This window comes from Mycobacterium sp. (assembly GCF_050700595.1).
GTDB lineage: Bacteria > Actinomycetota > Actinomycetes > Mycobacteriales > Mycobacteriaceae > Mycobacterium.
Genome location: NZ_JBOHHI010000232.1, coordinates 33735 through 48964, shown reverse-complemented (window position 1 = coordinate 48964; position 15230 = coordinate 33735). Strand labels below are relative to the sequence as shown.

16 protein-coding genes and 3 pseudogenes are annotated in these 15230 nt (G+C 66.7%); 2 read left to right on the top strand and 17 right to left on the bottom strand.

Going from position 1 to position 15230, the window contains the following annotated elements:
• Positions 1-23: 23 nt before the first annotated feature.
• The 6 genes from ACRDTL_RS21195 to pyrH are packed head-to-tail and all read right to left on the bottom strand — an operon-like array spanning position 24 to position 4918.
• The gene (locus ACRDTL_RS21195; protein WP_431508658.1) at positions 24-890 is read right to left on the bottom strand and encodes a cytochrome c biogenesis CcdA family protein; all 867 of its coding nucleotides are present in this window, start codon (positions 888-890) and stop codon (positions 24-26) included.
• A gap of 9 nt (positions 891-899) precedes the next feature.
• Positions 900-1409 carry a protein disulfide oxidoreductase gene (locus ACRDTL_RS21190; protein ID WP_431508657.1) on the bottom strand — a complete coding sequence of 170 codons (510 nt, stop codon included), beginning with the start codon at positions 1407-1409 and terminating at the stop codon, positions 900-902.
• Between the two features lie 55 nt (positions 1410-1464).
• Positions 1465-2556 (bottom strand): 23S rRNA (adenine(2503)-C(2))-methyltransferase RlmN, encoded by a 1092-nt coding sequence (gene rlmN / locus ACRDTL_RS21185; protein WP_431508656.1) that lies wholly within the window; start codon positions 2554-2556, stop codon positions 1465-1467.
• 28 nt (positions 2557-2584) lie between these two features.
• Positions 2585-3490 carry a phosphatidate cytidylyltransferase gene (locus ACRDTL_RS21180; RefSeq protein ID WP_431508655.1) on the bottom strand — a complete coding sequence of 302 codons (906 nt, stop codon included), beginning with the start codon at positions 3488-3490 and terminating at the stop codon, positions 2585-2587.
• Between the two features lie 23 nt (positions 3491-3513).
• Positions 3514-4071 (bottom strand): ribosome recycling factor, encoded by a 558-nt coding sequence (gene frr / locus ACRDTL_RS21175; protein WP_431508654.1) that lies wholly within the window; start codon positions 4069-4071, stop codon positions 3514-3516.
• Positions 4072-4126: 55 nt separating this feature from the next.
• Complete coding sequence (pyrH, locus tag ACRDTL_RS21170; RefSeq protein ID WP_431508653.1) at positions 4127-4918, bottom strand: UMP kinase; 792 nt, start codon at positions 4916-4918, stop codon at positions 4127-4129.
• Between the two features lie 380 nt (positions 4919-5298).
• Between pyrH and mbp1 the strand changes: the two genes are divergently transcribed.
• On the top strand, positions 5299-5538 hold the full coding sequence (gene mbp1, locus ACRDTL_RS21165) for a microaggregate-binding protein 1 (RefSeq protein WP_431508652.1): 240 nt from the start codon (positions 5299-5301) through the stop codon (positions 5536-5538).
• Positions 5539-5661: 123 nt separating this feature from the next.
• Here mbp1 and ACRDTL_RS21160 read toward each other — a convergent pair.
• From ACRDTL_RS21160 to rpsB, 6 genes and pseudogenes are all read right to left on the bottom strand, one after another.
• Positions 5662-6597 (bottom strand): annotated as a pseudogene (locus ACRDTL_RS21160) (lysophospholipid acyltransferase family protein).
• A gap of 71 nt (positions 6598-6668) precedes the next feature.
• A pseudogene (locus ACRDTL_RS21155) lies at positions 6669-6770 on the bottom strand (DUF1360 domain-containing protein); the annotation flags it as partial.
• Positions 6771-6907: 137 nt separating this feature from the next.
• Positions 6908-7585, bottom strand: a complete 678-nt coding sequence (locus ACRDTL_RS21150; RefSeq protein ID WP_431508651.1) for a class I SAM-dependent methyltransferase — start codon at positions 7583-7585, stop codon at positions 6908-6910.
• A 75-nt stretch (positions 7586-7660) separates the two neighbouring features.
• Complete coding sequence (locus tag ACRDTL_RS21145) at positions 7661-9073, bottom strand: amidase (protein WP_431508650.1); 1413 nt, start codon at positions 9071-9073, stop codon at positions 7661-7663.
• Positions 9074-9172: 99 nt separating this feature from the next.
• Positions 9173-9988 (bottom strand): translation elongation factor Ts, encoded by an 816-nt coding sequence (tsf, locus tag ACRDTL_RS21140; RefSeq protein WP_431508649.1) that lies wholly within the window; start codon positions 9986-9988, stop codon positions 9173-9175.
• 1 nt (position 9989) lies between these two features.
• Complete coding sequence (gene rpsB, locus ACRDTL_RS21135) at positions 9990-10826, bottom strand: 30S ribosomal protein S2 (RefSeq protein WP_431508678.1); 837 nt, start codon at positions 10824-10826, stop codon at positions 9990-9992.
• A gap of 261 nt (positions 10827-11087) precedes the next feature.
• Between rpsB and ACRDTL_RS21130 the strand changes: the two are divergent.
• A pseudogene (locus ACRDTL_RS21130) lies at positions 11088-11543 on the top strand (M23 family metallopeptidase); the annotation flags it as partial.
• Between the two features lie 10 nt (positions 11544-11553).
• Here ACRDTL_RS21130 and ACRDTL_RS21125 read toward each other — a convergent pair.
• Genes ACRDTL_RS21125 through ACRDTL_RS21105 form a run of 5 tightly spaced genes read right to left on the bottom strand, consistent with a single transcriptional unit; the run spans position 11554 to position 15226 of the window.
• Entirely contained in the window at positions 11554-11985 is a 432-nt protein-coding gene (locus ACRDTL_RS21125) for a TA system VapC family ribonuclease toxin (RefSeq protein WP_431508648.1), read from the bottom strand.
• A complete protein-coding gene (locus ACRDTL_RS21120) occupies positions 11975-12202 on the bottom strand; it encodes a CopG family transcriptional regulator (protein ID WP_431508647.1) in 228 nt (75 codons plus the stop codon). Before ACRDTL_RS21120 ends, ACRDTL_RS21125 begins: the two co-directional genes overlap by 11 nt.
• A gap of 59 nt (positions 12203-12261) precedes the next feature.
• Positions 12262-13164 carry a tyrosine recombinase XerC gene (locus ACRDTL_RS21115; protein ID WP_431508646.1) on the bottom strand — a complete coding sequence of 301 codons (903 nt, stop codon included), beginning with the start codon at positions 13162-13164 and terminating at the stop codon, positions 12262-12264.
• A gap of 32 nt (positions 13165-13196) precedes the next feature.
• Positions 13197-14357 (bottom strand): lactate 2-monooxygenase, encoded by a 1161-nt coding sequence (locus tag ACRDTL_RS21110; protein ID WP_431508645.1) that lies wholly within the window; start codon positions 14355-14357, stop codon positions 13197-13199.
• A gap of 23 nt (positions 14358-14380) precedes the next feature.
• A complete protein-coding gene (locus ACRDTL_RS21105) occupies positions 14381-15226 on the bottom strand; it encodes a siderophore-interacting protein (RefSeq protein WP_431508644.1) in 846 nt (281 codons plus the stop codon).
• Positions 15227-15230 lie beyond the last annotated feature (4 nt).

The window sequence follows — 15230 nt, the reverse complement described above, 5'->3', positions numbered from 1 at the left end:
CCGAGACGCGACGCAGCTATCAACTACCGCCGGGCCCGTCGATACCAGGCGGTGGCGAGCGCGCCGACCATCAGCACAGCGAACGCCAGCACCCACGGCCATGCGCCATGTCGGTGCACCCAGCCGGCCAGCATGCCTTGCAGGCGGCCTGCGGCCGCGATCACCGAATCTCCCGGGTTGCCATGGGCGTCGAGCAGACGCACCTCGTAGAGGCCGTAATAACCCACGTACAGCCCGACCAGGACCAGCAGCACGCCGCCGATCCGGTTGACGAACGGCAGAACTCGCCTCAGCCGGGTCACCAGCGTCGAACTCGCGAAAGCGGCAGCGACCGCCAGCACACCAACGACGAGGCTGAGGCCGGCGATGTAGGCGAGATAGATCGACACCCCCTGGGCAAGCGAGCCGCGGCGAAAGCCCGCCGCCGTGACGGCCAGAAACGGGCCGATGGTGCACGACAGCGAAGCGATCGCATAGCTGACGCCGTAGCCGTACATCGACCCGAGCCGGACGGTCGGCGCCCATCGCGCTGCACCCGGTGTCAACAGTGTGACCTCACGGCCTAATAACAGCCAAATCCCAAGGGCAACAAGGACGATACCGACTACCACGGTGAGGTAGGGCAGGTATCGCTGCACCGCCGTGGCCGCTGATATGGTGAGCGCTGCGAACACGCCGAACACCGTCAAAAACCCCAGTGCCATCCCCACCGTGGCCGTCAGGGCGCGACCGACCGAAGCCAACACCGTCGGCGTACCGGTCCTACTTCCCTCGCTTCCCTCTCTACGGACCACCAGAACCAAATAACCGGGCAGCATGGCAAAACCGCACGGATTCAGCGCAGCGACCAATCCGGCGGCGAAGGCCAAGCCGATCAGACGTTGGTCCATGCAGGCGGCTTACGCCGTGAGCGCAGTCACCCGGTCCGACAGCTCCTGCGGGGACATGGCCGACGTGGGGTTGTTCACGAACGTGGAGCTGCCGTCTGCCCGATAGAACACATATGCCGGCTGCCAGGGCACGTTGTAGCGCGCCCAGATTGACCCGTCGGCGTCATTGAGGTTTGTGAAGTTGAGGTTGTATTTGGAGACGAAGTTCTGCATCGCCGCCCCACCCGAGTGCGCCGCAATACCCACGAAGGTGACCGTCGGATTCGCCGCCGCCACCTGGCTTACGCCCGGGGCCTCGGCATTGCAGAACGGACACCATGGTGTCCAGAACCACAGCACGGCCGGCTTGCCCTGCAAACTCGCGCCGTCGAAAGGAGCACCGCTGAGCGTGGTACCGGTGAATTGCAGACGATCGTCGGCCGCCAGCGCAGCAGGTGCCGCGCTCAGACCGAAGAGCAGTGCGGTCGCAACGACGCTCGCCGCAAACGCTTTCACCGGGGACAAAAGGCGAATTCTCATCACGAACCCCTTCGCGAAGGCTACGTCTTGGTGACGTAAACCCGGGCGATTCGGTTCACCCGTCGGCGGCCAACTGGCCGCACGCGGCCGCAATCTCGCGGCCGCGGGTGTCTCGCACCGTGCAGGACACGCCGCGGCCGCGGATCCGCCGGACAAATTCGCGCTGCACGGGTTTGGGGCTGGCATCCCAGTCGCTGCCCGGCGTCGGGTTGAGCGGGATGACGTTCACATGCGCCAGCCGACCCAGCGCACGATGCAGCAGCTTACCCAGCAGGTCGGCCCGCCACGGCTGGTCGTTGACGTCGCGGATCAGCGCGTATTCGACCGATACTCGCCGCCGTGTCACGTCGGCGTAGTAGCGGGCGGCCTGCAGAGCCTCGCCGACCTTCCACCGATTGTTGATGGGCACCAGCGTGTTTCGCAGTTCGTCGTCGGGCGCGTGCAGCGACAGGGCCAGCGTCACACCGAGCCGTTCGTCGGCCAGCTTGCGGATCGCCGGTGCCAGGCCGACGGTCGACACGGTCACCGACCGCGCCGAGATGCCGAACCCATCTGGCGGCGCCCCGGTGATGCAGCGCACCGCGGCCACCACCCTGGGGTAGTTGGCCAGCGGCTCGCCCATGCCCATGAAAACCACATTGGACAACCGATCGCCCCAGTCGTCGCGCAGCGCCGCGGCGGCGGCCCGCACCTGTTCGACGATCTCGGCGGTCGACAGGTTACGGTTCAGCCCACCCTGCCCCGTCGCGCAGAACGGACAGGCCATCCCACAGCCTGCCTGCGACGAAATACACACCGTGTGGCGTCGCGGATAACGCATCAGCACCGATTCGAAGCTGGTGCCGTCGGCCGCCCGCCACAGCGTCTTACGGGTCTGCCCGGCATCGCAGGAGATGTCACGGGCAGCGGTCAGCAACTCCGGGAACAGCACCTCGGCCACCCGGTCGCGAACCGCCGCCGGTAAATCGGTCATCTGCCGCGGGTCGGCGATCAGCCGCCCGTAGTACTGGTGTGCGAGCTGTTTGGCCCGAAACGCCGGCAGGCCGAGTTCGGCGACGGCGGCGGCACGGCCCGCCTCGTCGAGGTCGGCCAGATGCTTTGGCGGCAACCCGCGGCGAGGAGCCTCGAATACCAGTTGTTGCTTCATCACGGCCACGTGTCCAGGTGCAAGCCGGTCAGGGCACCAGCGTGAGGATGACCCAGGCCACCACCGCCGACGGCAGAAAGCCGTCGAAGCGGTCCAGCACTCCGCCGTGCCCGGGGAGCAGGCTGCCCATGTCCTTGATCCCGAGGTCGCGCTTGACCTGGGATTCCACCAGGTCGCCCAGGGTCGCCGTGATGACAAGAGACAGACCCAGCAGTACGCCGATCCAGACGGGCTTCCCGGCCAGATAGACAACGCTGAGCGTGGTCACGGTCACCCCGAACACCAGCGAGCCGACCAGGCCTTCCCAGGATTTCTTCGGGCTGATCGCCGGAACCATCGGATGCTTGCCGACCAGAACCCCCGCGGCGTACCCGCCGACATCCGAACTGACAACGCCGACGGCGAGGGAAAACGCCCGCCCAGCGCCGTCAGGCTGGTAGACCAGCAACGCGGCGAACGAGGCGAACAGCGGAACCCAGGCCGCCAGGAAAATCGTCGCCGACACATCGCGTAAGTAATTCGCCGGCGAGGCATCGGTACCAGATGCCGCTCGTCGGCCGTGGCGGCTCAGCAGCCGCCAGACCATGCACACCACGACGGTGCCGCCGAACCCGGCCAGGGCGCCGCGCGTACCGAACGGCCACGTCAACCACAAGGTGGCCTGTCCACCGACCACCAGCGGGATCACCGGGATCACATATCCGGCGGCCCGCAACCGCCGCGTCACCTCCAGCGTGCCCAGCAGGACGCCGGCCGCAAGGATGCCGACGAACCCGTACCGCGCATACATCAAGATGGCGATGACCCCGCCGCCCAAGACGGCACCCACCAGGATCGCCACCGGCAGATTGCGCCCGGTGCGCGACGTGGTCTGCGGCGATCCCCGCACCGACCCCTGCGCGGGGACGCCTGCACCGGTATCAGTGTCTGCCACGGACATCGTTTGCTGAACGGCCGCTAGACCTCCAGCAGCTCCCCTTCTTTGTGTTTGACCAGCTCGTCGATCTGGGTGACGTACTGGTGCGTGGTCTTGTCAAGCTCCTTCTCCGCCCGACCGACGTCGTCCTCGCCGGCCTCCCCGTCTTTACGGATGCGGTGCAGTTCCTCCATGGCTCTGCGGCGGACGTTGCGCACCGAAACTCTGGCTTCCTCCCCTTTGTGCTTGGCCTGCTTGACCAGTTCGCGGCGACGTTCCTCGGTCAGTTGTGGCACGGCGACCCGGATCAGCGTGCCGTCGTTGGTGGGGTTCACGCCCAGGTCGGAGTTGCGAATGGCCGTCTCGATGGCGTGCAGCTGATTGGCCTCGTAGGGCTTGATGACCACCAGGCGCGCCTCGGGGACATTGATGCTGGCCAGCTGGGTGATCGGGGTGGCGGAACCGTAATAGTCGATGACTATCCGGGAGAACATGCCCGGGTTGGCCCGGCCGGTGCGGATCGTCGCCAGGTCGTCACGGGCCACCGAAACGGCTTTTTCCATCTTCTCTTCGGCATCGAAGAGAGTCTCGTCAATCATCTGCGCGGCTCCTCCTCATCCCTGCATCCCCAGCAAGCGGGCGCGGCATCCTCCCTTAGGTGGTGACCAGCGTCCCGATCTTCTCACCCGCGACCGCGCGGGCGATATTGCCATCGGTCAGGAGGTTGAACACCAGGATCGGCATGCCATTGTCCATACACAAGCTGAACGCCGTGGCGTCGGCCACCTGCAGCCCGCGATCGATGACTTCGCGGTGGGTGATCACGGTGAGCAGCTCGGCCTGGGGATTCACCCGCGGATCCTCGGCGAACACACCGTCGACCGCCTTGGCCATCAGCACCACGTCGGCGCCGATCTCCAGTGCCCGCTGCGCGGCCGTGGTGTCGGTGGAGAAATAGGGCAGCCCCATGCCCGCACCGAAGATCACCACCCGCCCCTTCTCCAGATGCCGGCGGGCGCGCAGCGGAATGTAGGGTTCTGCCACCTGACCCATCGTGATCGCGGTCTGAACTCGGGTGGCGATGCCTTCTCGCTCCAAAAAGTCTTGCAGCGCAAGACTATTCATGACAGTACCGAGCATGCCCATATAGTCCGAGCGACTGCGCTCCATACCGCGCTGCTGAAGCTGCGCGCCGCGGAAGAAGTTGCCGCCGCCGATGACTACGGCCACCTGCACGCCGCTGCGCACCACTTCGGCGATCTGGCGGGCGACCTGGGCGACCACATCGGGATCCAGCCCGACGTGCCCGCCGCCGAACATCTCACCACCGAGTTTGAGCAACACCCGCGCGTACCTGGACCGACTCGTCGCTCCGCCGGCTACATATCCGTTGTCCGGTGAGAACGCCTGTACACCCTCGGTGCTCGTCGGCTCCGACTCTGTCATCAGACTCCTCGCTTAAGAGCGCCATCCCGGCGCCCCGACACGGCATCTTCCATCCTGCCCCATGGGCATCACCCAGCATGCCCGGGGTGCAAGCTTAATGTTCAGCGTTTCACCTGATTTAACGGCACGGTCAGTAGCCGCGCGCGGTGCGGTTACCCAGGCACATCAGGTCCGAGTCCTGTACCACATTGCCGTCGAGGATGTTTCGGATACCGATCACCATCACAGCCGAGGTTTGAGCATCGCGAGCCAGGGGAATCCGCCCCGACGCGGCGAGAAGAGCAGGACATGTCTTCGTGCCGCACCGAGAGCGGCCGAATCAACGGCCGGTACCGAGCAAGATGGCTCACTGACACAAGCCAATAGGAGGAGAGGAATCCATGGCCGAAGACAACCAGAGTGGACCCGCCGAAGGCGTGAAGGGCGTCGTCGAAGGCGTCAAAGGCAAGGCCAAGGAAGCCGCCGGCAACGTGCTGGGCCAGGACGATCTCACCCGCGAGGGCAGGGCTCAGCAGGACAAAGCCGAAGCGCAGCGCGACGCGGCGAAGAAAGAGGTCGAAGCCGATGCGGCCCGTGCCAGCGCCGCGGCAGCCGAGAAACGCGAACAGTCCAACCAGTAGCCAGATACAAAGGCAGGCCCGGTCCGGTATGGGCCGGGCTTGTCTGCCGTCGTGGGCCGCGCTGACCGAGTTCAAGTTGCCGAATTACCTTGTCCGGCATGCAGGTCAGGTGTCGTAGCCGCCTCATCCGAAAACCGGTAGCGCGCGCTTACGCGCCAAAGCGTCCATTCCGCGCTGAATGCTGATTTGGACCTCGTGGTATTTGCGGTCGACGTACTCGTCGTCGTCGGCGCACGCGGGGTCGTGATCCAGCTCGATCGCCGGCATGAATCGCGTTCTGATCTTGGCCGGCAACGGTAACTGCGGCAGCGCCGCCGGCGCGATGCCCCATGGCAACGAGATCGCCAGTGGGAATACCTTGAGCCGCAACAACCGGTCGAGCCGCAAAGCACGGGACAGCCGGTCACCGCGGATCAGCACCGGCATAGCGTCCGCACCGCCGACTGTGGCGATCGGCACGATCGGCACTCCGGCGCGAATCGCCATCTTCACGAAGCCTTTTCGGCCGGCCAGGTTCGCTCGGTCGCGTTCACTCTACGGCCGCAGCGAGTCCACCTCACCCCCGGGCCACACGGCGACATCGCGCCCCTCGGCCAGCGCCGTCGCGATCGCGTCCGGTGCCGCGGGCAACACACCCATCGAACGGAAAAACTGGCCGAACCCCGGGATGGCCATCAGCACATCGTGTGCGGTGCCGTGCAAGATTCGGTCCGCACCGAATCGTCGCCACCACTGTAAGCCGACCGTCCACGCGTCCCAGACGAACGGAGCACCGGAGTGGATGCCCACCAGCAACACCGGCGGCTCGCCGACGTTCTCCCAGCCGTCGATCTCCATCCGGAACCAATAGTCCACCAACAGATTCCAGAAGAATTTCTGGCGGTGCAACGAGGCTTCGTCCTGGCCGGCCAGATCCCACTTGCCTGCGCGGCTCGCCACCCAGCCGCTGAGGCCACCCCGCTGGCCACCACGGCGCTCGTCCATCGCAGCCCGCGCCTGATCGGCCTGTTGCCGCGCCTGCTGCCGCAGTTTGGCGGGCCTGCCATCCGTAGCGTTCATCCCGATCGAGTACCCCGATCCGTTAACGACGACTCCCCGCGTCAAATAGTGACGCGGGGAGGCCGTTGCGCGACGGCAGTGCCGTACACAACCAGCACGGCGACGTAGCCGCCCAGCGGTCGTGGGTTGTCTCCGCGATACGCTTCAGCTTCCTGCTGCGCCCGCTTGGTCATGTCGCTGACGTCACCCACAGCCGCTCCTTCGAGGTCCGGTCCCGCACGCCGGTTACCCCATGTCGACGCCTGACAACCCACAACGTTGCGTTTGCGGTGACGACATCCGCCGTACGGTGCGTAAGGACGCCCGTCGCTCAGCCGAGGTGCGCCGACAGCAGCCAGGCGGGCACGGACTTACGCCCGTTGCCCTCGTCGCGCAGGTCGGCCACCGGGAATTCGGCGGGAAGGCCGTCGGGGAAGTTAGCGTGAATGCGGGCCGGCCGGATCTCGTCGATCACCCAGTACTCGGACACCAGCTCGCGCAACTCGTCTTCGGTGACCGGGTTGGCCGGACCCGTAGGCATTCCGGCACGGTCGAAGACCAGCACGAAATACGACGCACCGGGCGCGGCGGCACGAACGATCGACCGCTGATATCCGTCGCGCAGCTCGACCGGCATCGAGTGAAACAGCGTGCTGTCGATAATCGTGTCGAACCGGTTGTCGTAGCCGGTGAACGAGGAGATGTCGGCGACTTCGAAGCTGGCGCTGGTCAACCCGCGCCCGGCCGCCTGGGCCTTGGCCAGCTCGATCGCGGTGGGTGCCGAGTCCAGTCCGACCGTGGTGTAACCCCGTTCGGCCAGATATAGCGACACCGCCGCCTCGCCGCAGCCGGCGTCGAGTACGTTGCCGTGCACCTTGCCCTGCTCGACCAGCGCCGCGATCTCCGGTTGCGGCTCGCCGATACTCCATGGCGGTCGGACTCCCAACCCGAACTCGGCGGCTTCGCCCCGGTAGGCGGTGTCGAACTCAAGTTTCTGTGCATCAGTCATGACGTCTTATATATCAATGAACCTGATATATGTCAAGATGGTTGATGCGGCTGAGACAAACGGCGCCGACGCCCGCTAGGCGCCGACCCGGATGCGCGCCCACGGCCGAGCCTCTTCGAGTTCGTAGCCGAGTTCCAGCAGCCGCGCCTCCTGGCCGATGTCGGCCGAGAGCATCATTCCCACCGGCAGGCCCTCCGCCGATTGCGTCAGCGGCAGCGAAATCGACGGTTCGCCGGTGACGTTGTGCAGCGGCGTGAACGCCACCCAGTCCTGCAGTCGCTCGATGACCTGCCGATAGTCGGCGGTGGGGTCGAGATAGCCGATCCGCGGCGGCTCATCGGCCACCGTCGGCGTGAGCACGGCATCGTAGGTTTGGGCGAAGCGCGCCGTGCGCCGCCGAATGCCGCGCAGGCGCAGGATCGCAAGCGGGAGGCGGTGCAGATTGCTCCGGGCCCGGCGATCCAGGCCCAGTGTCAGATTGTCCAGCCGCGTGCGATCGAAATCGTCGCCAAACTGGCGGCGGCTGGCACTTATCTGACCCATTGCCAGCAGCGCCCAATACAGTACGAAGTCGGTGGCGAAACTGGAAGGCACCGGGGGATTTTCGACGTGGTCGACGTGGTGACCGAGCTCTTCGAGCAGCCCGGCAGATTTCAATGTCAGCTCACGCAGTTCGGGGCTGCATTCACGCTCGAGCGAGCGGGTGATGACCGCGATTTTCAGCCGCTGCTTGCCGGCGTGCCGCACGTCGCCGATCGGCGGCAGCTTGCGTGGACGCCACATGCGCTCGGCTTCTCGATAGAAGGCCGCGGTGTCCCGCACCGACCGAGTGAGCACCCCGTTGGCGACCAGACGAACCGGCATCCGGCGCATTTCTTTGTCCACCGGTAACCGGCCACGCGACGGCTTCAGGCCGACAAGGCCATTGCAGGACGCGGGAATCCGGATCGAGCCGCCACCGTCGTTGGCGTGCGCGATCGGCACCACGCCGGCGGCGACGAACGCCGCGGAACCCGACGACGAGGCCCCGGCGGTATGGTCGGTGTTCCACGGGTTGCGCACCGGTCCCAATCGAGGATGTTCGGCGGAGGCGGAAAAGCCGTATTCCGACATCTGCGACTTGCCGAGCGGGGTTAGCGCGGTGCCCAGATAGACCCGGGTGAATTCGCCGTCGAGGGCAGCCGCACGCGGCGTCCAGGCGTCGGTTCCCCGCATCGTCGGCATTTCGGCGACATCAATGTTGTCCTTGACGAACGTCGGCACCCCGCTGAAAAACCCGTCCCTGGCTGGCGCCGAGGCGTCGGCGCGCGCCCGGTCGAACGCCGGATACGCCAAGCCGTTCAGCGCCGGATTGACGGCTTCGGCGCGGGCAATCGCGGCCTCGACGACCTCGACGCGGCCTACCCGACCGGACTTGACGGCGTCGGCCACACCGACCGCGTCGAGATCACCGAGGGCGTCGTCACCGAATGCATGAACATGTTGCATGAGATGGACGTTAGCAAGGTCTGCTTTGTCGCCGAGCGTGAAACCAGCGCGAAAAACCGTGCCGAAATTCGCAACACCTTCACGCTCGGCGCAAAGGGTTTAGGCCTGGCCGACCTCGAAGCGGACGAATCGCGTCACGGCGACGCCGGCCTCATCGAGCAGCGCCTTGACGGTCTTCTTGTTGTCGGACACCGACGGCTGCTCGAGCAGCACGGAATCCTTGAAGAAGCCGTTCAGCCGGCCCTCGACGATCTTGGGCAGCGCCTGCTCCGGCTTGCCCTCGGTCTTCGCGGTCTCCTCGGCGATGCGCCGTTCGCTGGCCACGACGTCGGCGGGCACGTCGTCGCGGCTCAGGTAGCGGGCCTTGAGCGCCGCGATCTGCAGCGCGACGGCGTGCGCGGCATCTTTGTCGGAACCCGTGTACTCAACGAGCACGCCCACCGCCGGCGGTAGGTCGGCCGCCCGCTTGTGCAGGTAGGTCTCGACGGTGCCGTCGAAGTGGGCCACCCGGCGCAATTCGAGCTTCTCGCCGATCTTGGCGGACAGCTCGGCGATGGCCTGCTCGACGGTTTTGTCCCCGACTTTGGCCGCTTTGAGACCGTCGACGTCGGCGGCCTTCGAGGATGCGGCGGCGCTGACCACCTCATCGGCCAGCGCTTGGAATTCGGCGTTCTTCGCGACAAAGTCGGTCTCGGAGTTCAGCTCGATCAGCGCGCCGTCCCTGGCGGCCACCAGCCCCTCCGCGGTGGCTCGCTCGGCGCGCTTGCCGACGTCCTTGGCGCCTTTGATCCGCAGCGCCTCGACGGCCTTGTCGAAGTCACCGTCGGTCTCGGCCAGCGCGTTCTTGCAGTCGAGCATGCCGGCCCCGGTCAACTCACGAAGCCGCTTGACGTCGGCAGCGGTGTAGTTCGCCATCTCAGCCTTCCGTGGTGGTGGTGTCGGCGTCGCCCGGGCCCGCGGCTGGTCCCGTCGCTGTCGCGGTTGCCGAGGCCAGCAGCTCCTGCTCCCACTCGGCCAGCGGCTCGGCGGCCTCGGTCTCGGGCTTGCCGTCGCCGCGGCCCAGGCCGGCGCGGGCCTGCAGGCCTTCGGCCACCGCCGAGGCGATCACCTTGGTCAACAGCGCCGCCGAGCGGATCGCGTCGTCGTTGCCCGGGATCGGGTAATCGACCTCGTCAGGGTCGCAGTTGGTGTCCAGGATCGCGATCACCGGAATGCCCAGTTTGCGGGCCTCGCCGACGGCGATGTGCTCCTTGTTCGTGTCGACCACCCAGACCGCCGAGGGCACCTTGTTCATGTCCCGGATGCCGCCGAGGCTGCGCTCCAGTTTGTTCTTCTCCCGGGTCAGGCCGAGAATCTCCTTTTTGGTGCGGCCCTCGAAGCCCCCGGTCTGCTCCATCGCCTCGAGCTCCTTGAGGCGCTGCAGCCGTTTGTGCACGGTGGAGAAGTTGGTCAGCATGCCGCCCAGCCAGCGCTGATTGACATACGGCATGCCAACGCGGGTGGCCTCGGCGGCAATCGACTCCTGCGCCTGCTTCTTGGTCCCGACGAACAGCACCGACCCACCGTGGGCGACGGTTTCCTTGACGAACTCGTACGCCTTGTCGATGAAGGTCAGCGTCTGCTGCAGGTCGATGATGTAGATGCCGTTGCGGTCGGTGAAGATGAACCGCTTCATCTTGGGATTCCAGCGACGGGTCTGATGCCCGAAGTGGGTGCCGCTGTCAAGCAGCTGCTTCATGGTCACCACGGCCATGGCGATGCCAGCTTTCATGTGTCGGTTGTCGCCCGGCATCGGGTGAGGCCGGGCCCTGGCGTCTGCGGGATGCCAGACCCGCCCGAAGGCGGGACCGCGCGGCATCCGGTCGGCGGCAGACACGCGAAGTCAGCCCACTGGTGTGGACCGCGATGAGCAGTTTACACGCTGGTAGCTGGTGCTTTGTCCACAGCCTGGCTGGCGGGCCTGGCTGCGCCGCAGTGAACTCAGCAGGTGCGGTCTTTTGCGATCCTGCTGACGGCAGCGCTGCTCTGCGCCGGCCCGGCGGTTGCCGACGACGTGCGGTTGAACTGGCCGTTGCGGCCCCGTCCGGCGGTCGTGCGCGGCTTCGATGCCCCGTCACCCACCTGGAACCCGGGACATCGGGGCGTTGATCTGGCCGGAGCGCCCGGCCAGCCGGTGTATGCGGCGGGCATCGCGACCGTGGTGTTCGCCGGGCTGCTGGCCGGGCGGCCGGTGGTGTCGCTGGCCCATCCGGGCGGGTTGCGCACCAGCTACGAGCCGGTGCGCTCCGATGTTCGGGTCGGACAGCGGGTGACCGCCGAGACGGTGATCGGCGAGTTGGCGAGCGGCCACCCGGGTTGTGCGGCCACAGCCTGCCTGCACTGGGGTGCGATGTGGGGCTCGGCCGCGGCCGCCGACTATGTCGATCCGCTGGGGTTGTTGGCTTCGACGCCGATCCGGCTGAAGCCGCTGCGCGGATCGCTTAGACGTGCGCAAGCGGGTTGGTCCAGCGAAGGCCCGGAAACCGCATGAAATCTGTGTCTGCAGAGGCTATTTCGATGCCATGTTCAATCGCCAGAGCAGCCAGTTGTGCGTCAGGGACTAGATTGCCGGTGATCTCGACTCGTGCACATAGCCTTGCGTAAATGCGGGCAGTGGTCTCCGTTGCGGGTGGAATCCACACCACGGGGACTGCGAGCCAATCTTCCACGTATCTGCACGCGTCGGCGGCCGACAAGGGGTTGTCGGTGACTCGCGGATGTGTGACGATCCGGAGGAACGCACCAATCGTCTGCCAGGGAAGCCCGACTCGGCTATCGCCGTCGAGTGTTTCTTCCAGCCAAGCTGCGGCCATTGCGTTCTGGGCGCTGCTCGCATCGACTGCATACAACAGCAGGTTCGCGTCAACGATCATCGTCGAGCAGATCAAGTACGTCGGCGACGTTCGTGACGTCGACTTTCAGGCCGATCTTCGAGGTGCGGTGCTGATACTTGATTGCCTTGGCGGCGGCCTCTTTGGCCATCCCTCGACGCGCCAGAAGGTTCAGGGCCTCACTGATGCCCAGTCCTTCGCGGCGAAGACGCTCGATCTCGCTGGCTACGTCGCTATCGATCACCACAGTTGTCCGCATGATGTCGATGATACCGGAGACGCATCATGATGCGTATTCACCGGCATACGCATGCCGTATCAGGCCCGTGGATGGGCCTGGTCGTGCACCTTGCGTAACCGGGCCACCGTGACATGGGTGTACAGCTGCGTGGTGGCCAGGCTGGAATGGCCGAGCAGCTCTTGGACGATGCGCAGATCGGCCCCGCCCTCCAGCAGGTGGGTGGCCGCGCTGTGCCGCAGCCCATGCGGACCCATATCCGGAGCGCCATTGACCGCGGCAACGGTCTGATGCACGACGGTGCGGGCTTGCCGCACGTCGAGCCGACGGCCGCGAGCACCCAGTAACAGCGCCGGTCCCGACTCGACGGTGGCCAGTGCGGGACGCCCGTCGGCCAGCCAGGCACCCAGGGCCTCGGCGGCCGGCTCGCCGAACGGGGCGGCGCGCTGCTTGTCACCCTTGCCGAGGACGCGCAGCAGCCGGCGCGCGGTGTCGACATCGTCGATGTCCAGGCCGCACAGTTCGCTGACCCGGATGCCGGTGGCATAAAGCAGCTCGACGACCAGCCGGTCCCGCAGGGCCAGCGGGTCACCTTGCTGCGAACCGGATTTGGCTGCTGCCATGGCGGCGAGCGCCTGATCCTGGCGGAGCACCGCCGGCAGCGCGCGACGCGCTTTCGGCTGCTGCAGACGTGCCGCCGGGTCGGTGCTCAGCAGACCACGCTGCACGGCCCAGGCGGTGAACGCCTTGACCGCCGAGGTGCGCCGGGCCAACGTCGTGCGGGCCGCACCGGCGCCGGCGGCCGCGGCCAGCCACGACCGCAACAGCGGCAGACTCAGCCCGGCCAGACCCGCCCCCGGCGCGCGTTCGTCGAGGAAAGCGAACAACGACCGCAGATCACCGAGATAAGCGCGACGAGTGTGCGCCGAGCGACCGCGCTGCAGCGCCAGATAGTCGTCGAACTCGTCGAAAATCGCCTGCACTCCCCCACGGTCGCAGACGGCCGCGGTCTGGCTCAGCTGACGCGCCGCAGCGTGTCGCGGGTCAGATCGCGCAGCGTCGGATAGCCGTCGACGGCCATCGTCAGGTCGGCTTCCGCCAACAGCGCACGCAGCACATGTACGACACCGTCGACCCCGCCGAGCGCCAGGCCGTAGGCGTACGGGCGGCCGATGCCCACCGCCGTGGCGCCCAGCGCCAGCGCTTTGACGATGTCGGCGCCGCTGCGGATCCCGGAGTCGAACAGCACCGGCAGCCCGTCGGCCGCGTCGACCACCTCCGGCAGGCACTCCAGCGCGGGCAGACCGCCATTGGCTTGCCGACCGCCGTGGTTGGAGCAGTAGATGCCGTCGACGCCGGCGTCCTTGGCCCGCCGGGCATCCTCGGGGTGGCAGATGCCCTTGACGATCAGCGGCAGACTGGTCAGCGACCGCAGCCACGGAAGGTCGTCCCAGGTGAGGGGATTGCCGAAGACCTGCGCCCAGCGCAGTACCACGGCCCGCGGGTCGTCTTCCGGCCGCTGTTGCAACCCCGCCCGAAACACCGGGTCACTGGTGTAGTTGCTCAGGCAATGGCCGCGCAGTTGCGGGAAGTTGGCGGTGCTCAGGTCGCGGGGCCGCCAGCCGGGCACCCAGGTGTCGAGCGTGACGATGATGCCCCGGTAGCCGGCCGCCTCCGCGCGATGCACCAGACTGGCAGCCAGCTCACGCTCGGTCGGCGTGTACAGCTGGAAAAACCCGGGGGTGTCGCCGAACTCGGTGGCGACCTCTTCCAGCGGGTCGGCCGTCAGCGTCGACACCACCATCGGCACGCCGGTCACCGCGGCCGCCCGGGCGGTGGCCAGGTCTCCGTGGCCGTCCTGGGCGCAGATCCCGATGACGCCGATGGGCGCCATGAACACCGGTGAGGGCAGCGTCATACCGAACAGCTCCACGGAGAGGTCACGGTCTTTGGCGCCGACGAACATCCGCGGGATCAGCCCCCAGCGCTCGAAGGCCTCACAGTTTGCCCGCTGCGTTCGCTCGTCACCCGCGCCGCCCGCGACATAGGACCACACCGACGGCGGCATGGCCGCCTGCGCCTTGGCTGCCAACTCCGCAAAGGCCATCGGCAGGCCAGGTGTCACCCCGGCCAGACCTTGCAGGTAGATCTCGAACTGATAGTCGCCAAATGCCATGTGCTGAGCATGCCAGCCGACGATCAGCCCGCCGCTTCAGCCTCGGCGAGTTCCTTCTTCCACTGCCGGAACAGCTCTTCGGTGCGACCGCGCCGCCAGTAGCCGGAAATCGATGCCCACTTCGCGTCCACTTCGCGGTCTTTGCGGAGGTAGGGCCGAAGGTTGTGCATGACCGCCTGCGCCTCGCCATGGATGAACACGTGCACCTGCCCGGACAACCACGGGCCTGTTTTCACCGCTTCGATCAGCGGGGCGTGGTCGCCGGCCCGATCTTCGGGCACCAGATCGGCGCGCCCGCCCCGGAAAATCCAATTCACCTGCACGCCTTCCGGCGCGGTCAGGGGGATTTCGTCGTCGGGGCCGGCGACTTCGATGAAGGCTTTGCCGATTGCATTGGCGGGCAAAGCTTCCAGCGCAACAGCGATGGCCGGTAGCGCGGATTCGTCACCGGCGAACAGATGCCAACCGGCGGCCGGATCCGGGCTGTAGGCGCCGCTTGGCCCCATGAGGTAGGCCGGCTGGCCGGGTTGGGCGTCGACGGCCCAGAGTCCGGCCGCGCCATGCTCGCCGTGCACGACGACGTCGATGGTGATCTCGCGGGCGGCCGGATCGGCGTGGCGCACTGTCATGGTGCGGATGGCGGGCTGGCGTTCGGCGGGCAGGTCGGTGAAGCTGTCCAGCGTCAACGGGTGCGGCAAGCCGGCCACATCGACGTCGTCGGAGACGAGTAGCAGCTTGACGTAGGAGTCGGTGAACTCGCTGGGCGTGAAGGTGTCGAAGCCGTTGCCGCCGAGCACCACCCGCACCATGTGCGGAGTGAGTTCGTCGGTACGTACCACTTCAAAGGTGTGCACTGGTCGACCGGCCACACCG